General features: G+C 52.8%; 16 protein-coding genes. 5 read left to right on the forward strand and 11 right to left on the reverse strand.

Translation table 11 applies throughout. The features are described from left to right. The 3 genes from ACRRUX_RS00995 (at position 1) to ACRRUX_RS01005 (ending at position 6,218) form a co-directional block, all read left to right on the forward strand. The gene (locus ACRRUX_RS00995) at positions 1-3,156 is read left to right on the forward strand and encodes an efflux RND transporter permease subunit (RefSeq protein WP_432526335.1); all 3,156 of its coding nucleotides are present in this window, start codon (positions 1-3) and stop codon (positions 3,154-3,156) included. A 132-nt stretch (positions 3,157-3,288) separates the two neighbouring features. Next, positions 3,289-3,891, forward strand: coding sequence for a TatD family nuclease-associated radical SAM protein (locus tag ACRRUX_RS01000; protein ID WP_432526336.1), 603 nt, complete (start codon positions 3,289-3,291; stop codon positions 3,889-3,891). Between the two features lie 101 nt (positions 3,892-3,992). Next, positions 3,993-6,218: a PAS domain-containing protein gene (locus ACRRUX_RS01005; RefSeq protein ID WP_432526337.1), complete on the forward strand. Its 2,226-nt coding sequence runs from the start codon at positions 3,993-3,995 to the stop codon at positions 6,216-6,218. Here the strand turns inward: ACRRUX_RS01005 and ACRRUX_RS01010 are convergent. From ACRRUX_RS01010 to ACRRUX_RS01020, 3 genes are all read right to left on the reverse strand, one after another. Further along, on the reverse strand, positions 6,202-7,662 hold the full coding sequence (locus tag ACRRUX_RS01010; RefSeq protein WP_432526338.1) for a hypothetical protein: 1,461 nt from the start codon (positions 7,660-7,662) through the stop codon (positions 6,202-6,204). The genes ACRRUX_RS01005 and ACRRUX_RS01010 overlap by 17 nt on opposite strands. 86 nt (positions 7,663-7,748) lie before the next feature. After that, positions 7,749-8,267 (reverse strand): hypothetical protein, encoded by a 519-nt coding sequence (locus tag ACRRUX_RS01015; protein ID WP_432526339.1) that lies wholly within the window; start codon positions 8,265-8,267, stop codon positions 7,749-7,751. Next, positions 8,260-9,018, reverse strand: coding sequence for a winged helix-turn-helix domain-containing protein (locus ACRRUX_RS01020; protein WP_432526340.1), 759 nt, complete (start codon positions 9,016-9,018; stop codon positions 8,260-8,262). Before ACRRUX_RS01020 ends, ACRRUX_RS01015 begins: the two co-directional genes overlap by 8 nt. A 398-nt stretch (positions 9,019-9,416) precedes the next feature. Between ACRRUX_RS01020 and ACRRUX_RS01025 the strand changes: the two genes are divergently transcribed. Together ACRRUX_RS01025 and ACRRUX_RS01030 are read left to right on the forward strand one after the other, a co-directional pair. After that, entirely contained in the window at positions 9,417-10,235 is an 819-nt protein-coding gene (locus ACRRUX_RS01025) for a cytochrome C (RefSeq protein ID WP_432526341.1), read from the forward strand. Positions 10,236-10,247: 12 nt separating this feature from the next. Next, positions 10,248-10,757 (forward strand): hypothetical protein, encoded by a 510-nt coding sequence (locus ACRRUX_RS01030; protein ID WP_432526342.1) that lies wholly within the window; start codon positions 10,248-10,250, stop codon positions 10,755-10,757. A gap of 218 nt (positions 10,758-10,975) precedes the next feature. Here ACRRUX_RS01030 and ACRRUX_RS01035 read toward each other — a convergent pair whose 3' ends face one another. The 8 genes from ACRRUX_RS01035 to tkt form a co-directional block, all read right to left on the reverse strand. After that, on the reverse strand, positions 10,976-11,482 hold the full coding sequence (locus ACRRUX_RS01035; protein WP_432526343.1) for a hypothetical protein: 507 nt from the start codon (positions 11,480-11,482) through the stop codon (positions 10,976-10,978). 22 nt (positions 11,483-11,504) lie between these two features. Then, positions 11,505-12,251: a winged helix-turn-helix domain-containing protein gene (locus tag ACRRUX_RS01040; protein ID WP_432526344.1), complete on the reverse strand. Its 747-nt coding sequence runs from the start codon at positions 12,249-12,251 to the stop codon at positions 11,505-11,507. A 250-nt stretch (positions 12,252-12,501) separates the two neighbouring features. Beyond that, the gene (gene nhaD / locus ACRRUX_RS01045) at positions 12,502-13,884 is read right to left on the reverse strand and encodes a sodium:proton antiporter NhaD (RefSeq protein WP_432526738.1); all 1,383 of its coding nucleotides are present in this window, start codon (positions 13,882-13,884) and stop codon (positions 12,502-12,504) included. Positions 13,885-13,962: 78 nt separating this feature from the next. Continuing rightward, the gene (locus ACRRUX_RS01050; RefSeq protein ID WP_432526345.1) at positions 13,963-14,718 is read right to left on the reverse strand and encodes a DUF481 domain-containing protein; all 756 of its coding nucleotides are present in this window, start codon (positions 14,716-14,718) and stop codon (positions 13,963-13,965) included. 164 nt (positions 14,719-14,882) lie between these two features. After that, the gene (fba, locus tag ACRRUX_RS01055) at positions 14,883-15,950 is read right to left on the reverse strand and encodes a class II fructose-bisphosphate aldolase (RefSeq protein ID WP_432526346.1); all 1,068 of its coding nucleotides are present in this window, start codon (positions 15,948-15,950) and stop codon (positions 14,883-14,885) included. A 145-nt stretch (positions 15,951-16,095) separates the two neighbouring features. Then, positions 16,096-17,271, reverse strand: coding sequence for a phosphoglycerate kinase (locus tag ACRRUX_RS01060; protein ID WP_432526347.1), 1,176 nt, complete (start codon positions 17,269-17,271; stop codon positions 16,096-16,098). Between the two features lie 68 nt (positions 17,272-17,339). Beyond that, the gene (gene epd / locus ACRRUX_RS01065) at positions 17,340-18,365 is read right to left on the reverse strand and encodes an erythrose-4-phosphate dehydrogenase (RefSeq protein ID WP_432526348.1); all 1,026 of its coding nucleotides are present in this window, start codon (positions 18,363-18,365) and stop codon (positions 17,340-17,342) included. Positions 18,366-18,596: 231 nt separating this feature from the next. Next, a complete protein-coding gene (gene tkt, locus ACRRUX_RS01070; protein ID WP_432526349.1) occupies positions 18,597-20,594 on the reverse strand; it encodes a transketolase in 1,998 nt (665 codons plus the stop codon). Positions 20,595-20,671: the final 77 nt, after the last annotated feature.

Here is a 20,671-nt window from a genome sequence, read left to right on the forward strand (position 1 = left end):
ATGCAGTATGATACCTCCAAAGGCATCATCGCCTGGTTTGCCCGCAACAGTGTAGCCGCCAATCTGCTGATGTTTATTCTGCTGCTGGGTGGATTGGTCAGTGCCTTTACCATTAACAAGGAAGTCTTCCCCAATATTGAGCTCAATTATCTGAAAATCTCGGTGGCCTACCCGGGCGCGGCGCCACAGGAGATTGAAGAAGGTATCAATATCAAGATTGAAGAAGCGGTTGAGGATATTGCCGGCATCAAACGCATGACCTCGGTCGCCTCCGATGGCTTTGGCAATGTCACCCTGGAAGTGGATGACAACTATGAAGTGCTGGATGTGCTGGATGAAGTCAAATTGCGCATCGATGCCATCGCCACTTTCCCGGCCAATATTGAGAAACCGGATATCTTCCAGATCAAGCCTGAAAATGGTGTGATGTGGGTGTCTGTATACGGCGACATGAGTCTGGCGGAAATGAAGGAATTCGCCAAAACCATTCGCGATGAAATCACCTCCCTGCCTGATGTCACCCGCGCCAATGTGGTTGGGGTGCGCAACTATGAAATCGGTATTGAGTTATCGGAAGACAAGCTGCGCGAATACGGGCTGACTTTCTCTCAGGTGGCGCAGGCGGTGCAGGCGTCGTCCATCGATCTGCCCGGCGGTGCGATTCGCGCCGAGGATGGCGATATTTTGCTGCGCACCAAAGGCCAGGCCTACACAGGTGAAGACTTTGCCAACATAGTCGTCAGCACCCGGCCGGATGGCAGCCGTATCATGTTGCCTGAAGTCGCCAACATTAAGGATGGCTTCGAGGAGCGCCTGGAATACACCCGCTTTAACAAAGAGCCTGCGGCGGTTATTGAAATCAAGAGTATCGATGACCAGGATGCGCTGGCGATCTCCAAAGAAGTAAATGAATACATAGAGCAGCGCCGTGCCACCTTGCCCCCCGGCGTCAAACTCGACAGCTGGGGCGATGGCACCCACTACCTCAAAGGCCGTCTGCAGATGATGCTGTCCAATATGGTGACCGGCGCCCTGCTGGTATTCATCATTCTGGCGCTGTTTCTGGATCTGAAACTGGCATTCTGGGTAATGATGGGCCTGCCGGTCTGCTTCCTTGGCACTCTGCTGGTGATGCCGATGGAGCCTATTGGGCTGACCATTAATCTGCTGACCCTGTTTGCTTTTATTCTGGTGCTCGGGATAGTAGTGGATGACGCCATTGTTATCGGCGAAAGCGCCTTTACCGAGGTCGAACAGAAAGGCCACTCCATTGATAACATTATCCGTGGTGCCAAACGGGTTGCCATGCCTGCCACCTTCGGCGTACTGACCACCATAGTGGCTTTTGTGCCCATGCTGCTGGTATCTGGTCCCATGGGGATTATCTGGCAATCGATTGGCGCTGTGGTGATCCTGTGTCTGACCTTCTCGCTGATTGAATCCAAATTGATCCTGCCCGCGCACCTGGCCCATATGAAGGTGCGCGACAAACAGGCCAAGCGCGGCTGGTTTGGCCGTCAGAAAGACGCGTTCAACGCCCGTATTCACCACTTTATCCACCACAGTTACCGGCATTTTCTGCAGCGGGCAATCAAGCACAGATACAATGTGCTGGCCACCTTCACCGGGGTGCTGATTTTGTCGGTGGCGCTGGTTGCCAGCGGTAAGGTTCGCTGGATTTTCTTCCCTGATATTCCCTCCGACTTTATTCAGGTCAATCTGGAAATGGAGGAAGGCAGCTCTGAACTCAATACTCTCAACACTGTAGTGGCGCTGGAAGATGCCCTGTACCGCATGAATCACCAGATGGCAGATGAAACCGGTCAGGATGTGGTGAAGCACAGTTTTGTGTATATGGGGTCGCGTACCTCGGCTTTCGTCCTGGCTGAACTGACCAAAGGCGAAGATCGGGAAGTGGACGGTGTCGCCATTGCAGAGGCCTGGCGCAAAGCGCTGCCTGAGCTGTTGTCGGTCAAGTCGCTGGATATGAACGCCAGCACCAACAATGGCGGCGGCGATATTTCCTTCCTGCTGGAATCCTCTGATCTGCAGCAACTGCAGCAGGCTGCCGAAGATCTGAAAGTCAAACTGGCGGACTATGAGGGGGTCTATGACATTGCCGATAACTTCTCTTCCGGCAGCCAGGAGATCCGTCTGCAGATCCTGCCTGAGGCTGAGGCACTGGGATTGACGCTGTCGGATCTCGCCCGACAGGTACGGTACGGCTTCTATGGCTATGAAGCCCAGCGGATCCTGCGCAACAAGGAAGAGATCAAGGTCATGGTGCGTTACCCGCTGGAGCAAAGACGCACCATAGGCCACCTGGAAAACATGATGATCCGCACGCCCTCAGGTATCGCCGTGCCATTCCAGTCGGTTGCCAATATTGAACTGGGCGAGTCGTTCTCGGCCATCACCCGGGTCAATGGCAGACGGGCGATCACCGTCAGCGCGGATGTCAACAAGGCCAAGGTTGAGCCATCCAAGGTCGTCAGTGAAATTCAGCAGGATTTCCTGCCCAAACTGCAGGCCAAATATCCTCATATCCGCACCGAACTCGATGGTGCCAGTCAGGATGAAGCTGACGCCATGATAGGTCTGGCCCAGGGATTCCTGTTCACCATGTTCGCGATTTTCGCGCTGATGGCCGTGCCGCTGAAGTCATACAGCCAGCCGCTGATCATCATGTCGGTGATCCCCTTTGGCATGATTGGCGCCCTGTTTGGTCACTTCATTCTGGGACTGTCACTCAACATTCTCAGTCTGTGCGGCATTGTGGCGCTGGCCGGGGTAGTGGTGAATGACTCATTGATCCTGGTGGACTTTGTTAACCGCGCCCGACAGGAGGGATACTCGATTGCCGATTCCGCCATTGAGGCCGGTTGTCAGCGCTTCAGGGCGATTATCCTGACCTCACTGACCACCTTCTTCGGCCTGGTCCCCATCATTCTGGAGAAGAGTCTGCAGGCGCAGATTGTGATCCCAATGGCCACCTCGCTGGCGTTTGGTATTCTGTTCTCCACTGTGGTGACCCTGATTCTGGTACCGGCTCTGTATCTCATTCTCGATGATATCCTCCGTACCAGCCGCAAGCTGTTCAACCTTTACTGGCATGGCAGCACCACAGGTAAGCGTGAGCCGCCGCTGTCAAATTGAGTCTCTCGGCATCTGCGGTAAATCCGCAGCCAATAAGGGTCGCCACCGGCGACCCTTATTTGCGATCCCGGTAGCGGAAGCGACCATTGGATAAGGGTAAACTGAAGTAAATTCAAGCAGCCCGGTTATGGGATGAATACGCCAACCCTAGTCTACGATATCCGCCACAGCCGCTATCTGAATATCACAGGTCGCTGCACCCTCAGATGTACTTTCTGCCCCAAGCAACAGGGCAGTACTCAGGTACATGAGTATCAACTCAAACTTGATGCCCAGCCCAAGCCCGACGACCTCATACCATTGCTTGGCGAAGTCACTGACTTTGAGGAATATGTGTTTTGTGGTTACGGTGAGCCTACGCTGAATCTGCCAACTCTGCTGGCCGTGGCCAGCGAGATCAAGCGTCGTGGCGGCCGGGTGCGGATCAATACCGACGGCCTTGGAAATCTGTTTCACCGCCGCAATATTCTGCCGCAGTTGGCAGAATGTACCGATGCCCTGTCGGTCTCCCTGAACGCCCAGAATGAGGCACTGTACCGGCAGCACTGTCAGCCCAGACTGGCCGGATCCTGGCAGGCGGTCAATGAATTTATCCGGCTTGCCCCTCAGTACATCGACAAAGTTGAAGTGTCAGCCATCGATGGCCTGGAAGGTGTGGATATTGAAGCCTGCCGACAAATCGTAGAGGCTGCGGGTTGCACGTTCAAACATCGCCGGCTGGATATCGTTGGATAAGCAGCCAAATACACGCTGCAGTACGGAGCAATAGCTAACACTGGCGGCAAGCCGGGGTTTTCGTGTTAATATATCGCCATAATTTTGCGACTGTTTTTAACATGCTTAAACGAAACCTGGCGCCCTCTTCCAATCAATCTCTGCTGTTGCCATCCCAGGGCCCACACTGGTCACGTCAGCGTATTCTGGGGATCAGTGCCCAACTGGCGATGTTGCTGCTGGGCGCAGTGCTGTTTACCAATGTGATGATCACGCTGGGAGAGCAAAAGCTGCGACAGGACTGGGCTACCCAGAGATACAGCGAGCTGCAGACCACAGGCACACTGCTGGCCGATAAAGTGAATTTTCAGCAGTTCCGTACCCATATTTTCGCCCGGGGCGAATTGCTCAGACAGTATCTGGCCTCCCCTTCCCAAAGCCGGAAAACCCTGGTGCTGGATCACTGGCATGCACTGGTGCACAACATGCCCGATCTGCTGGGTATAGCACTTTATAATCCGTCAGGAAAACTGGTGTTTGCCAGCTCCGATATTTTCGGCGATGCCCGTCTGCCTGCGTCCTTGCTGGGGACCAACAGAACCATGGGCGGGGATGACATCTACACTTCGCCCATTGAACTGGTAGCCAATCAGGGACAACTGGAACCCTTTATGTATCAGCTGGCCTGGCTGGAAAATCAGGACCAGAGCATCAAGGGGTATCTGGTGACCTATAATTCGGTTTCCCGCACACTGACCAGCGTCAGGCCGCCCTATCCCGATGCCGCCTCACCGCTTATGCTGTTTGATAATCAAGGGCTTATGTACGTTGGCCAAAAGTCTCCCGGCCAGCCCAACCTGCCCGCCATACTGGGAGAATCTCTGGCTGAGAGTTTTCCCGAACTGTGGCAACAGATGAGTGGCAAGTACTATGGTCAGTTTCATGATGACAACGCCACCTATATTTTCATCAAGGTCGAGCTGACGACTCAGTACGAAACCAAGCGCGAACTGTATCTGGTCAGCTATATCAGCAATGCCGATGTGGCAGCGCGCTTCGCCAAATGGCGACAGATTCTGGTGACCTTCATGGTCATCATGACCAGTATGGCTGCGGCAGGCATAGTGCTCAGTCACCTGTACCGGCTTGAACAAAGGTCACGCATGCTGAACATTGAACTCAGCCGTGGATTATTCAATACCGATGCTGGCTGGATGATCGCCGGTGACAGCGGCCGCATAATCAAAGCCAACCGCGCCGCAGCACAGGCACTGAAACAGGATACCGATGCACTGGAAGACAGAAGTCTGCAATGGGCGTTACAGCTGGATGACCGGGCCTTCAGAGAGGTCAATGCACTGCTTAATGCCACGGGTTACTGGCAGGGAGAGCTGGATTTGAGTGGCCGGGGCGGCAGTACAGTACGTACCCGCATCCGTAAAATCCTGCTGCTGGATCAGCGCAAAGAGTACTTGCTGGTGAACATAGACAATATCACCGAGCTGACCCAGACCCGTCATGAAGCCTTCCTGTACCGCATGATGACAGAGGTCGATTCAGCGCTGGCGCTAACCAAAGCCGATGGTACTTTGCTGAAATACTCCAGCGAGTGCCAGAAATTACTGCAGCTTGAACCGGGAAATCCGGTCAACCTTGCCGATTGTCTGGATGATGACGGCGATGCCCAGTGGCACAGGATCACCGAGCAGCTAAATACCCATGGTTACTGGCGCGGTCAGCTGAGCTGTGGCCACCGCACTCCGGCAGCGACGTCCCTGCACGCCAGCTTTAAAGCTATCGTCAATCATGAAGGAGAGCTGGACTATATCGCCTGTCGCTTTGTTGAGTGCCAGACCAAGTCGGAGTCGGCTGACAACATGGTGCCTCATCGCTCCACCGTACTGGTCAATCATGCCAATCTGCAGCGATATTTTGATGCCTTGCCCACTGGCAGCAAAGATACCGCCAGCCTGATGCTGCTGGATGTCACGCCAGCCAGAATGCTCAGTCACATGAGTGATATTGGCCAGCTGGAGCAACGGGCCAGTCAGATTGAAACCCAGCTGCTGCGCGACCTGCCCCGCAGTTATCAGATGTCCCACTGGCAATTGGGAAAACTCATCATAGTGCTGCCGGACACGCCCCCGAAGAAGGCCCATGACTTTGCCGAGCAGATCCTGACCAAGCTTACTGAACTTGGTCTGTCCGAAGGATTGAGTATCGGTATTGCCGCCAATGCCGCGGGGCAATCCCTGCAGCAATTATTGAATAATGCTGAAATCGCCCTTCGCCGGGCCAGACAGCCTGGACAGCAGAATATCTGTCAGGCGTTTACCCGCTCTGTTTAGTATCCTGCGCAGCCTGGGCGACCGGGCTGAAGTTTTCCATGGGGCTGGCGATTTGCCCCGCCTCAATGGCGAGCACGCCTTCAGGAACCTGACTGCGGGTGATCTCAACAATCGCCGAGCGGTTCATGGTGATCTTGTATCTGGCGTATCGGGTCGGTTTGCGTCCTTCCCGCAGCGCCACCACCACATTCACCTGATAACGCCGCTCTGCAGATTCGTAGCTGACCTTACTGTCACGCTCCTGATAAACCTTAACCCGGCCGCGCTCCAGATAACGGGCAAACGGCACCAGTGAAAAGCTGATCTGTTCCTGCAACATGTTGTAGCCGGTCAGAAACTCTTCCTTGCTGACTTTAGTGCTGACACCATAGTGCAGAATCTCCGCATCGATACGGTTTTGTCTATGCCGGCGCTGTAAAATCTCATCCACCGCCTTGGGCAGATCCTGGGGACGCATAAAATCGAGCCATACCACTTGCCTGGCAACGGACTGACCACTGGTGGTATCACTCAGATTACGGCTCCAGCGCGGGCGACCACGCTGAATGCGGCGCCACATGGCATTACGGATATCGTCCTTGAATACCTCACGAAACGCGTAAATAACCGCCAGCGTTAATACCATAGCGATGGTCAGGCCGCTGAGCACCCCCTGAGCCTTCAGGATAAGTGCCGAGACCACCAGCATCACCAGACCTGTGGCAAAACCGGTAGTGGCCTTCTTAAGCCAGGTACCCAGTGTTCTTTGCTCCTCCTTGAGGACTACCCCACGCTGGATAAGCCGTCGCAGCAGCAACATCTTGTTGGAAATACGGTTGGCATCCTGCACTGTGCCGTGGGAGTTATATTTGCGATCCAGCCGATACTGAGCTTCCGCGCGACAAACCTGAAAAATCTCATCCCGCAACTCAGTAAAACCGCTGGAGCGGGGGCGGGCCGACATCAACTGCAACAGTTGCTGCTCACAGAACCAGGACAGATAGTTGTCGGCGTTTTCAAAGTAGGATTTCCATTTCTCATCCGCCGGTTCATTGCGGCGGAATTTTTTTAAGGTGGATTCAATTTGCCGCGCCAGCTCAACCACGGCGGGATAAAACACCTCGGCCTCATTCAGGTGCCTGAGCTCACCGGCATCATTTTCCACCGCGATGGCAAATTGGTATGCGAACAGATTGAGATATAAGCGAAACTCTTCAATGGTGCGTTTATTCAGGCTGACGAAACGACTCTGCACCAGCGGAATGTGCAACCCTTCGGAATAGTAGGAGCGGCGACCCAGAATGCCGCTGTGAAAATACTCCTGCTCGTCGAAACTTTTTGGGTTGATGCCCATTTCGTTGGGCAGCGAAAAATACAGATCGACACGGCAATTGGCACCGGCTTCGATAAGGTGGGTAACCTTGATGGAAAGAGCTTCTTCCTGCTTGATTTCAATTCTTGACACAGTCTGCCACATCCTCCCCAGGGTATCGTAAGCGATTGTTTAAGCTTACTCTGAATCACCCCGGCACGAAATGGCTGGGCTGCTGCTTATTGCACCAGTCGGCAACCACAGACAGTGTTGCTGGGCTGGAATAACACAATGGCATAATCATTGGTATTATCCCGCTCAAGCACTTCAACACTCAGTTGGTGGCTGCCTTTGTCGTTGAGATTCAGGCTACTGATGTATGAGATGTATTGCATATGAGATGGCGACTGACGCTCACCACCAGATACATCTTCATGTTTTTTATGCATATTCATAGTATAGAGCCGGTTATCCACTATTGCCTGAGCCAACTCGCCCTCCATCGCAATGGTGCCCAGATTACTGCCCTGAGTGTCGAAGTAGCGGTAATTGAGCTGTACCTGCTTGCCCTGCAAAATCAGATCGACCAATAGATAGGCGTCATCGCTGCCAACCTGCAGATGGTCATACAACTCAGACGAGCAGTTCATCATCACCGCTTTGTCCCGCCCGGCAGCCAGATGCCAAATCACCGCCAGGCTCAGCAGCAAACTGGAGAGGATCAGGATATTGATCAGCCACAAACGTTTTTTAGTCACAGATACCTACCTGCTGCAGCCAGCGCTGACTGACAAATTCCTTAGGATTGCGGGAGTCGCTGATTTTGAGATTGCGCACTTCCGATTGACCACGCTTCATGCCCCGCATGGTGAGATTCAGCACCTGATTGTCGTGGGACAAACTTAAATACACGTGTTGCCAGTGGCTCTGGCGGCACAGCGACAGGGTCTGCGCCAGAATACCCGCCTGCTGTTTGAGCAGTCCGGAATTGGTCTTGGATTTGGCATAGAGTGACAGCGCGATGGTCTGACCGGACGCCAGCCTGACACTGTCGGTCTGCAGCAGGGACACCGGCGGCGTAACCACTGGCGCTGGTGCAAACAGAAACCGGTGAAGTCCCCACAGGGCACTGAGCAGCACCGCAGCTCCCAGTAACAACAGCGCAGGCGTCTTAATCCCCGAGCGGCGCAAAACCTCAGGAAACGGCTCGTCGGAGTGAGGCTCCGGCAACAGCAGATATCCCTGACCCTTCACCGTTTCAATCAAGTATTCGTGGGATGGTCCGAGGAAACTTCTGAGCATAAAAACCGCGCGGGCCACTGAAGATTCACTCAGCATGGCGCCTTCTCCCTGGCCTTCCCTGAGCTGCTGCTTGCACACCAGTTGTCCCCGGTGTTGAGTCAGTAACCTGAGCACCTGCAACTCCGCCCGCGGAAGTTGCCATTCCTGTCCCTCGGGATTAACCAGTTTTCCCTGTTTTTCATGGAATTGACATCCACCAATCCGCATCAGTTTCTACCCTGAAAAAGTACACACTGGCAGTCTAGTCAGCAGAGCCTGTGTTGACTGTGATCGCCATTGAGATACCTGAGTAACAATCAGTGCCTCTTTGACAAAGTTGCGAATTCGGTCACCTTTTTTCAACAAAATCAAAGCAGCCCCGAATAATCATAAATTTACATAAATACCACAAATAAAGTGACATAAAGCACGCCACAAACGGTTTCTGCTGCCAACACTAAAGAAATCAATCGGCAACAGTGATTAACCATTGGCTGAGCCCCCCATAAACCATCATCCCGCCTTCAAGCCACAGAGATCACAATCTTCATCTGCCTACCCCCTAAACTGACTGCAACATCGGCCGCAGAACCTCTCTGCAGCCAGGGAATAAAAGGATGGATTATATGAACATGAACAGACGTGGAGCACTGCAGCGTATTGTAGGGATCAGTGGCATAGCCGCAGGGGCAACACTGATGGGAAGCAGTGTCATGGCAGCAACCCAGGAACCGGCCTACAAACTGCAACCCAAAGAAAAACTTAAGTATGTACCGCTCGATCCTATGGCTACTGCCAGACTCGCCTATGAAAGTGGCAATGGCTGTATGTATCAGGTGTTCCATTCTGTGGTGACCATGCTGGCACGCTCCAACAGTGTCGATGCTGAAAAGTTTGCCACCATTCCAACTGCGCTGGCGGCCTATGGCTTTGCAGGCGTCGTGGGTCAGGGCACCATCTGCGGGAACCTCAACGCTATCGGTATGCTGGTCAATATTCTGGATGACATCAATGGTCAGAACAATGCCGTGATTGATGCCACGTTCCGCTACTACGAGCACGAAACCCTGCCATGGAGCAACAAAGAGTTTGTGGAAGGCATTGGCTCTACTGAAGAAAAAACCGCACTGGTAGGCGCCTCTTCTGCCGCCAACAGCATACTGTGCCATTCCTCCATCAGTAACTGGTCAAGAGCATCAGGTTTACCATTCAGCAAGAAAGGCGAACGTTGCTACCGTCTGTCAGCCACCATGGCCTATGTGCTGGTTGAACTGCTCAACAAAGCCTATGAAGGCCAGCAAATAGCGGAAATGGATGGTGCAGGGGTGTCTGAGCTGACCAAACAATGTCAGATGTGCCACAGCTCCAGCGACCCAATGACCCCGGCGGCCAGTGTGAAAACCAATATGGAATGTAAAACCTGTCATACCGGCCACTTCTTCTAACAGGGAGGCAATATGAAAAAATTGTATATCACGGCTCTGCTGGCGTCCCTGACACTGATAGGTGGCTGCAGCGATGATGACGATGAGGTCATTGTACCGCCGGAGCCGCCTTTGGCAGTGGCCGACATTGATTCAGCCAGCGTCATTCTGCTTGAACTGGGCAGCTTCGACGGACCGAGCGGCGAACTGGGCTTCACCCTGAGTGATGATAAAGGGGTACGCTTAACGGGCGCTTCAGCTTACAGCATTCACTATCTGGGAATGCCGGATGAGCCTTCACGCAAGCCCAAATCGTGGCAACGCTGGCATGCCATCAGCAGCTTCCATTGCCCCGCCGACAACAGCGCACCCTGTACCGGCATCCTGGATGCAGTGGATGACAAGGGCAACTACCGCTTTACGGCCGATGGACTGGACTGGGACAGTCTGGCCACACCGGATGCGGTAGGCATCTACAAAGTCGCCATCCAGATACATGGCGCATTGGCAAGCAATCAAGTTGAACTGATGACAGCGAACTGACCTTGCAGGGAAAAGCTGCATTGCAGCACTTGGGCTGGTCCCAAACGATAAAGGCGCCTCAGGGCGCCTTTATCGTTATCGTATTGGTGATGGTGACCTTGGATATGATATCCGGATATTGTCATAACCGGCATGTCAGGCACAGTTCCTCCCCTTTGTAGAGGGAACATCCGAAGTTATCGCCGGAGCCTAGACGGGCCACAGGTGTAGCGTATAAGTTAATCCGCTTTGACGTTACACGCCCAGATATTATTGCCCGGATCGACATTCAGTATCGCAAACCCCTGCTTCAAATCCATTTCCGACATTTTCAGGGTAAACAACATGCCTTCATTCAGCTTGGATAGAAAGTTGATGTTTTCATCCAGAATCTTCTGCAGATAAGGGGGTAATTCAAGTTTGGAAATATCGCTGAGCACCTCACCTTTGGTCACGCGCACATGCAGACTCAGGGATGAGACCTCGAACCCGACAATTTCACCGGACATTCTGATCCCGCCCTGGAAATGACCATCGAGGAAATAGTCATAACCGATTACGGCATGCCCATTCTCACTGACGACAGTCAGCTTCACTTTACGGGGCATTTCATCCTGTTTGTCGGGCTTGTACAGCGTCCCGTCACAACTCAGGTTCCAGTCCTCTTTTTTGTCCGCAATGCCATGCAATCCCAGCACTACCAACAAAATCGTTATCATCATTACAGCAAGCGGCCAGACTTTCACTCCCTTGCTCCGTTGCAACGGATTAGCGCTCACACACCCCTGCCTTTTCCAGCCAGGCCGGATCGATAAAACTAATATTCACGTCTTTCTGATACACCTTGATATTCTCATATTCAGGCACCCCATTTTCCCGCTTAAATAACAGCAGATTCAGCATGTTGTCATCTACCGAGAAGGACGCTGACACCTGCTCCCAGGGCACCTGAGTACACTGTCTAAGTTGCTGGATAAAGTAATCGACCTGTTTTTCCCTGTCTTTGCGACCGGCGATCCGCGGCACAGGATAGACATTCACAGGTAACAGCGCGCCGCCCTGTAGGGTGACCTCATGGGTGTAATAACCCTCAATATTTCTTGGGGTATCAACTTCCGAATAAAGCCAGAACACCATCAACAGAATGGCAGCAGTCAGCAGGCTGTAGAGAACAACAGACATGGTTTGGTAAGGGGAATCAGTCAGACTTGAGCGGCTTCGCTTTAATCTGGTGTGCAGCATAAATCCCTGATCGGCAACAGTTTCAATCAAAGACTCATACTTGTCCCCCAAACTGGTTTTGAGGGTATGGATAATGTCCACCAACTCCAGCTCGGGATTGGCGTGCTCTTCCAGCACTGCCAGCAAGGCTTGCCTGGATACAACTTTATCCTGTTGGTTGACCAGCAATTCAAGCACATTGAACTCGTCATCACTCAGACACAGCACTTGCCCATCTTTCTGGCCAAACAACTGTCTTGCCGGAATATCAAACCAGCAATCGCCAATTTGCATTGAAACGCCAACCCCTAAAATAATAAATTCCCGGGGTTAGTATAACGGTCAAATATCAATAATTGGTGCATCAATTAGGTGGAACCGTGAACAAGCCGACATAATTTCTTATTTGCCGACACACAACGCTCACATTAAATCAATTTAACACCAGATTTTAAATTTTAAAAAAATTTAAAAATCAATTAGATATGATAAATAACAAAAACAAAAAGCAACTTAAGCAGAAATTAAGTTTAGACACTCATTTCTACATGTTAAGCCAGATGTGACAGGCAACGCTGGCAAAATATCCCAGCAAAATCACCGGCGTCCACTTCAAATGGCTGCTGAAAGTGTAAATCCCCCTGGCCTGCCCCATCAACGCTACCCCGGCGGCACTGCCGATGGAAAGCAGGCTGCCACCGACACCGGCCGTCAGGGTCACCAGCAACCATTGTCCGACCGCCATATCCGGTTCCATGGTCAATACCGCGTACATCACCGGAATATTATCCACCACAGCCGACAACAAACCAATGGAGATATTGGCCAGGGTGACATCCAGACTCTGGTAAATCAACTCAGATGCCAGCGCCAGATAGCCCATGGCGGCCAACCCACCAATACAGAGCATCAAACCGTAGAAGAACAACATGGTATCCCATTCAACCATAGAAATCCGGCTGAAAATATCGAATGGCTGTCGACCTTTCAGATAGGCTATCTGAGCGTCATCACCGTTGGCGTTGGCAGCCGCCATTTTCAGAGCTATGGAGCGCGGAAAACTGCGTCTGAGGTAATAAGCGAAGAACTGCAGCAATCCAAGCCCCAGCATCATCCCCAGCACAGGGGGCATGCCGAGCATCGAGTGTGCGCTGACGGCACAGATGATCGTCAGCAAAAACAGCGCCACAATCCGCCTTGCACCACGCTTGAGAATAATTTGCTCTTTTTCAACCTGAGGCCTGGCATTGTCGATAAACAAACTCATCACCACTGCCGGCAACATAAAGTTCACCAGCGAAGGAATAAACAAACTGAAAAACTGGGAAAACTCCACCACGCCCTTTTGCCACACCATCAGGGTCGTAATGTCACCAAATGGGCTGAATGCGCCACCGGCGTTGGCGGCAATCACAATGTTAATGCAGGAAACCGCAATAAATCCGGGTTGGCCTTTGCCAAGTTTGGTCACTACCGCGCACATCAGCAATGCGGTAGTCAGGTTGTCAGCAACCGGCGAGATGACAAATGACATCAACCCGGTAAGCCAGAACACCTGTCTGAGACTCAACCCCCGATTGACTATCCAGCCGCGCAATGCATCAAACAGTCCACGTTCTTCCATGGTGCTGATATAGGTCATCGCCACCATCAGAAACAGAAACAGCTCGGCATATTCCAGCAGGCTGTGTCGGAATGCTGCCTCAGCAACCACCGACAGTCCCTGCTCCCGATAGACCAGTGCCACAGTTATCCAAATAATGCCTGCCGCCAGCAACACAGGTTTGGATTTCTGTAAATGCAGTGATTCCTCAGCAATCACCAGAACATACGCAATCACAAAAACGGTAATGGCAAGGGCACCTGCTGCTGTATTGGTTAAATCCAGCCCCGTTGCAACAGCAGCCTCAGACAAAAATGGAAACATAGACACCTCACATCCCTGCTTAATATCAAGCCCATGAAACCCGAAAAAAAGCCCCGACTGCACAGGTCGGGGCTGATATCAAAATGCGTACAACAACGTCATATTGGTTTCAGTATCTGTCGATTTTTTCCCTGTCAGTGGCTCATCATCATAGCGCACCACAAAGGACAACTTCATCGCCAGCGCACCTATAACATTGGCGGTCAGAGACGTTTCCGAGCGCGCCAGCAGTTTGTCCCCGTAATCCGCCACAAACTTCTGTTTAAAGGTAGAACTGTCGCTGATTTTGGCTTCAAAGTTCATCACACCGTGAGCCACTACGCTGTCCTGAGAATCAAACCCCTGCAGCGTGGCTTCCTCACCGGTCAGCTTCTGGTACTGATAACCCGGACCGACTTCCAAATCCAGAAAGCTCGTTGCCGATTCATATGCCCGGTAACCATAACCGGCAGACGATGTGATAGTGTAATCGTAACCTGTTGATGGATCGCGATAATAATTAGCATTAGCGAACAAATAGCTGCGTCCGTCGAAGCGATAGTTGCCCTGGGCACCGGCCTGATAGCTTTGATTATCTGTCTTGCTGCCATCGCTGCTGTCAGTATTCTCGTTATACAGAGCTTCCAGCAAGTAGGTATTTTCCCAGTTTCCCAACTCATGCTTCATATTCAGCCGCCCTTTGATGGACGAACTTTCACTGTTACCCGTGGTCAGCGTACCACCCAGCTCGGCCTCACCGGCAAAGGTTTTGTCTCCCTCAATAAAATCCGCACCGGCTTGGGCATAAAAAGGCAATACTGCTGTGACAACCAGTGCACTCAGTAATTTATTCATCGGACATCAACTCCTGTATTGAATTCCACCAAAAAATCACCGAAAAATATTAACATTGATGCAACCACTTAGCTATCTTAGCACGCTGCAACAGGCCGTTTTATTCGCATTTAGTTGTAAAAAAGCCCGCATAAGCGGGCTCATCGGAACGGAGTCAGTGAATATTAAAAATTCACCTTAGGATCCAGTTCACCTGTCTGGTAACGCTTGTACATGGCCTGCAGTGACATCGGCTTGATCTTGGAGGCCATACCGGCGCAGCCGAAGGCTTCATAACGCTCGGTACAGATATCTGCCATGGCATCCATTGAGGCTTTCAGGAACTTACGTGGATCGAATTCACTTGGGTTCTCCGCCAGGAACTTACGTACCGCGCCGGTAGAAGCCAAACGCAGATCCGTATCGATATTCACTTTACGTACACCGTGCTTGATACCTTCAACGATCTCTTCCAGCGGCACGCCATAAGTTTCCGGAATGGCACCACCGTATTGGTTGATGATCTTCAGCCACTCCTGAGGTACAGACGAGCTGCCGTGCATCACCAGGTGAGTGTTGGGGATACGGGCGTGGATCTCTTTGATACGGTCGATACGCAGCACATCACCGGTAGGTTTACGGCTGAACTTGTAAGCACCATGGCTGGTACCGATGGCGATTGCCAGTGCATCCACATGGGTGTCAGCCACGAAACGGGCCGCTTCTTCCGGGCTGGTCAGCATCTGATCGTGGCTCAGCACGCCTTCAGCGCCAATACCATCTTCTTCACCGGCCATGCCGGTTTCCAGGCTGCCCAGACAGCCGATTTCACCTTCCACAGACACGCCACAGGCATGAGCGAAAGCGACTGTCTTACGGGTCACATCAACGTTGTAATCGTAAGAGGCCGGGGTTTTACCGTCAGCCATCAGTGAACCGTCCATCATCACTGAGCTCATGCCCAGCTGAATGGACCGCTGACACACATCTGGGTGAGTGCCGTGATCCTGGTGAATACACACAGGGATATCCGGATACTGCTCCAGTGCCGCATTCATCAGATACTTGAGGAACTGAGGACGGGCGTATTTGCGGGCACCGGCAGACGCCTGCACGATAACCGGACTGTCAGTCGCTTCGGCGGCCTGCATGATGGCGCGCATCTGTTCAAGGTTATTCACGTTGAATGCGGGAACACCGTAGCCGTGCTCTGCGGCGTGGTCCAGCAGCTGACGCAATGAAATTAAGGCCATAAGTTTGTTGCTCCAATACATAGGGTGACACAGTCACCGAGGTCTCTATCTTGGTTCTATTTTTATTCTGTCAGGCAACGAGGCCTGACAGAGTGATACTTATATTTATTGTTATTTCTGAAGATCTCTCGACCTTCAATGGTGCTCAGGCACCGCGCTCCTGCAGCATGGCTACCGCTGGCAGCTCTTTACCTTCCAGGAACTCCAGGAAAGCGCCGCCGCCGGTAGAGATGTAAGACACCTTATCGGCGATGCCATACTTGTCCACGGCCGCCAGAGTGTCACCGCCACCGGCGATGGAGAAGGCGCTGGACTCGGCAATTGCCTGAGCGATGCGCTTGGTACCTTCACCAAACTGATCAAACTCAAATACGCCTACCGGACCATTCCAAACAATGGTGCCAGCGTTGGCGATGATGTCAGCCAGCACTTCGGCACTGTCAGGACCGATGTCAAAGATCATCTCATCACTGCCAACCTCTGCCACGTTTTTGAGCACAGCAGCAGCTGCAGGGCTGAATTCAGTTGCAACCACCACGTCAGTAGGCACAGGAATGCTGCCGCCACGACTTTCTGCGTTGGCCACCAGGCGCTTGGCTTCATCGATCAGATCAGCCTCATACAATGACTTACCGACATTGTGACCGGCTGCAGCAATGAAGGTGTTGGCAATACCGCCACCGACCACCAGCTGATCAACAATACCGGACAGACTTTCCAGCACGGTCAGCTTGGTCGATACCTTGGAGCCACCCACAATCGCCACCAAAGGACGGGCCGGATTATCCAGTGCTTTACCCAGCGCTTCAAGCTCTGCAGCCAGCAGTGGACCCGCGCAGGCTACAGGAGCATGCATGCCCACACCATGGGTAGAAGCCTGAGCGCGGTGAGCCGTGCCGAAGGCATCCATCACATACACATCACACAAAGCCGCCAGCTTTTTGGACAGCGCCTCGTCGTTCTTCTTCTCGCCCTTGTTAAAGCGCACGTTTTCAAATACCACGACTTCGCCAACGTTGGCGTCGACACCGTCCAGATACTCAGTGGCCAGCCGCACAGGGCAGTCCAGTGCCTTCGTCAAATAGTCAACCACAGGCTGCATGGAGAAGGCAGCATCATATTCGCCTTCAGTCGGGCGCCCCAGGTGAGACATCACCATCACAGCCGCGCCTTTTTCCAGCGCCAGCTTAATGGTTGGCAGTGACGCACGCAGACGGGCATCACTGGTGACCACACCGTCTTTCACAGGGACATTCAGATCTTCACGGATAAGCACGCGCTTACCGGCCAGATCCAGATCCGTCATCTTGATAATCGCCATTTGGGATTTCCTTAAACAAATTACAAACCAAAAAATGACTGACGCCTTGGGCATCAGCCGGAATGCGGTTAATTCTGTTGTCCTTCAGTACAGTGCACCATCGCCAGACTGGTATCCAACATGCGATTAGCAAAGCCCCACTCGTTATCACACCACAAGAGCATCTTCACCAGCTGCCCATCACTGACCCGGGTCTGGGTGCCGTCCACTATGCTGGAACGGGGATCATGATTGAAATCGCAGGACACCAGTGGCTCATTGGTAAAACCGACAATGCCTTTGAAGCGCCCTTTGGTCTGGGCCTCAAGCTCACTGTTAACCGTCGCGATATCTACCCGGGTATTGAGGGTCACCGACAGATCAATCGCCGTGACATTCACTGTGGGTACTCGTACCGAGATCGCCTCAAACTTATCTTTCATCTGCGGCAGAATACGCTCAATGCCGCGGGCCAGTTTGGTATCAACGGGAATAATGGACTGTCCGGCGGCGCGGGTGCGGCGCAGATCATCGTGATAGGCATCAATCACCTGCTGATCATTCATGGCAGAGTGAATGGTGGTAATGGCGCCACTTTTGACGCCGAAGGCTTTATCCAGCACATCGATCACCGGCACCAGGCAATTGGTGGTGCAGGAGGCATTGGAAACTATCGTGTGGGATGGCCGTAAACTATCCTGATTGACGCCGTACACCACAGTGGCGTCGACATCCGGCGAGGCGGGGTGACTGATCAGCACCTTGCCGGCACCGGCCTGAATATGGGCTTCGCAACTCGCTCTGTCGACCAGAGCACCGGTACACTCCAGCACAATATCCACACCCAGCTGCCGCCAAGGCAAGCTGGCGGCATCAGCTTGATGCAACAACTGTATTCTGTCGTCGCCTATGACCATAGTGTCATCGTCCAGACTGACATCCAGCGCGAAGCGGCCGTGGGTGGTATCGTAGCGGGTCAAATGCACCATGGCATCAGGAGAGGCCAATTCATTAATGGCAACCAATTGGATCTGCCGGCGCTTGCCTGACTCGTACAGAGCCCTTAACACCGAGCGACCTATGCGGCCGTAACCATTGATGGCAATCCGAATCATCGGGCTATGATGCTCCTTTCCGTGAAACCTGGGTTTGCGACTAATCTCATCAGGGATAAGCACTGAAATTTACGCGCCTATACCTGATAAGACTGACTGTGCAGACTCTGCCCTGTATATTGAAAATATAAAGACGGCCTACCCACCCGGGGTAAGCCGTCTCGGCTGTTACCGTATTATTTCAACACAGCAGCGCATCTTTATCATCAACAACTTAACTCGACTTTAGGATTAAGCGAGCAAGCTGCTGGTGGTTTCAACCACGTTATCAACGGTGAAACCAAACATCTTGAACAGCTCACCGGCTGGCGCAGACTCACCAAAGGTAGTCATGCCGATGATGCGACCGTTCAGACCCAAATACTTGTACCAGTAATCGGCGATACCGGCTTCAACTGCCACACGGGCAGTCACGGCGGCAGGCAGCACAGCTTCTTTATAAGCGGCATCCTGGGCATCAAACAGATCGGTACATGGCATGGAAACCACGCGAACCTTGCGGCCCTGCTCAGCCAGCTGCGCCTGAGCCTTCACCGCCAGCTCAACTTCAGAGCCGGTAGCAATGATGATGGCTTCTGGCGTACCCTCACAATCAACCAGCACATAGCCGCCCTTTTCAACGGCAGCGAGCTGCTCGGCAGAGCGTGGCATCTGCGCCAGGTTCTGACGGGAGAAGATCAGCGCACTTGGGCCGTCTTTGCGCTCAATGGCGTGTTTCCAGGCGATGGCAGACTCAACCTGGTCACAGGGGCGCCAGGTGCTCATGTTAGGGGTCATGCGCAGGGAGGCAATCTGCTCAACCGGCTGGTGAGTCGGGCCGTCTTCCCCCAGACCGATAGAGTCATGGGTATACACCTGAATGTTCTGAATTTTCATCAGCGCAGCCATACGCATGGCGTTGCGGGCATATTCCATAAACATCAGGAAGGTCGCGCCGTAAGGCACGAAACCACCGTGCAGGGCAATACCGTTGATGATGGCGGTCATACCGAACTCACGCACACCATAGTGCAGGTAGTTACCTGAGGCATCTTGTGGAGTGATGGACTTGGACTGTGAGTACATGGTCAGGTTGGATGGTGCCAAATCGGCACTGCCGCCCAGGAACTCAGGCAGCATTTTGCCGAAGGCTTCCAGTGCGTTCTGAGACGCCTTACGGGAGGCGATATCAGCAGGGTTGGCCTGCAGCTGCTCGATATAGGCTTTAGCTTGAGCATCAAAGTCCGCTGGCAGTTCACCGGCCAGACGACGCTTCAGCTCAGCAGCCAACTCTGGGTATGCGGCTTCATAAGCGGCGAACTTGTCGTTCCAGCTGGCTTCGGCGGCCTTACCGGCTTCCTTGGCATCCCACTGACCATAGATGTCAGCAGGAATGTCGAATGGCGCTTCTTTCCAGCCCAGGAATTCACGGGCTGCTGCAATTTCGGCATCACCCAGCGGTGCACCGTGACAATCGTGGCTGCCAGACTTGTTTGGTGAACCAAAACCGATAACAGTCTTGGTACAGATCAGCGTTGGCTTACTGGTTTCGGCTTTGGCCGCTTCAATCGCTGCGTTGATGGCGTCGCTATCGTGACCATCAACAGCACGGATAACATGCCAGCCGTAAGATTCAAAACGTGCAGGGGTATCGTCGGTGAACCAGCCTTCTACGTGACCATCGATAGAGATACCGTTGTCATCCCAGAATGCAATCAACTTGCCCAGACCCAGAGTGCCGGCCAGCGAGCAGGCTTCGTGGGAGATACCTTCCATCAGACAGCCATCACCCATGAATACATAGGTGTGGTGATCAACCACATTGTGACCGTCACGGTTGAACTGGGCAGCCAGTACCTTCTCGGCAATCGCCATACCCACACCATTGGTGATGCCCTGACCCAGAGGACCGGTTGTGGTCTCTACGCCTGGCGCATAGCCATACTCAGGGTGGCCCGGAGTTTTGGAGTGCAGTTGACGGAAGTTTTTCAGATCATCGATGGACAGGTCATAACCTGTCAGGTGCAGCAGGGAGTAGATAAGCATTGAGCCATGGCCGTTTGACAGAACAAAACGATCGCGGTCGGCCCACAGAGGGTTGGTTGGGTTGTGCTTTAAGTGATCACGCCAAAGAACTTCGGCAATGTCAGCCATTCCCATTGGCGCCCCCGGGTGACCGGAATTGGCTTTCTGAACGGCATCCATACTTAACACACGGATTGCGTTGGCGAGTACTTTACGGGAAGACATGCTCTCTCCTGCTGATTTTAATGAAACACCATTTCATTTCGCACAAACCCTAAGCCTGCTTTAACGAAATGATATGG

Origin of the sequence: Shewanella sp. GXUN23E, from assembly GCF_050865035.1 — a bacterium.
GTDB lineage: Bacteria > Pseudomonadota > Gammaproteobacteria > Enterobacterales > Shewanellaceae > Shewanella.

Excerpts from the sequence above, each read along its gene's own strand:
- ACRRUX_RS00995 (WP_432526335.1), top strand. The coding sequence starts at position 1 with ATGCAGTATGATACCTCCAAAGGCATCATCGCCTGGTTTGCCCGCAAC.
- ACRRUX_RS01000 (WP_432526336.1), top strand. The coding sequence starts at position 3,289 with ATGAATACGCCAACCCTAGTCTACGATATCCGCCACAGCCGCTATCTG.
- ACRRUX_RS01005 (WP_432526337.1), top strand. The coding sequence starts at position 3,993 with ATGCTTAAACGAAACCTGGCGCCCTCTTCCAATCAATCTCTGCTGTTG.
- ACRRUX_RS01020 (WP_432526340.1), bottom strand. The coding sequence starts at position 9,018 with ATGCGGATTGGTGGATGTCAATTCCATGAAAAACAGGGAAAACTGGTT.
- ACRRUX_RS01025 (WP_432526341.1), top strand. The coding sequence starts at position 9,417 with ATGAACATGAACAGACGTGGAGCACTGCAGCGTATTGTAGGGATCAGT.
- ACRRUX_RS01030 (WP_432526342.1), top strand. The coding sequence starts at position 10,248 with ATGAAAAAATTGTATATCACGGCTCTGCTGGCGTCCCTGACACTGATA.
- ACRRUX_RS01040 (WP_432526344.1), bottom strand. The coding sequence starts at position 12,251 with ATGCAAATTGGCGATTGCTGGTTTGATATTCCGGCAAGACAGTTGTTT.
- nhaD (WP_432526738.1), bottom strand. The coding sequence starts at position 13,884 with ATGTTTCCATTTTTGTCTGAGGCTGCTGTTGCAACGGGGCTGGATTTA.
- ACRRUX_RS01050 (WP_432526345.1), bottom strand. The coding sequence starts at position 14,718 with ATGAATAAATTACTGAGTGCACTGGTTGTCACAGCAGTATTGCCTTTT.
- fba (WP_432526346.1), bottom strand. The coding sequence starts at position 15,950 with ATGGCCTTAATTTCATTGCGTCAGCTGCTGGACCACGCCGCAGAGCAC.
- ACRRUX_RS01060 (WP_432526347.1), bottom strand. The coding sequence starts at position 17,271 with ATGGCGATTATCAAGATGACGGATCTGGATCTGGCCGGTAAGCGCGTG.
- epd (WP_432526348.1), bottom strand. The coding sequence starts at position 18,365 with ATGATTCGGATTGCCATCAATGGTTACGGCCGCATAGGTCGCTCGGTG.
- tkt (WP_432526349.1), bottom strand. The coding sequence starts at position 20,594 with ATGTCTTCCCGTAAAGTACTCGCCAACGCAATCCGTGTGTTAAGTATG.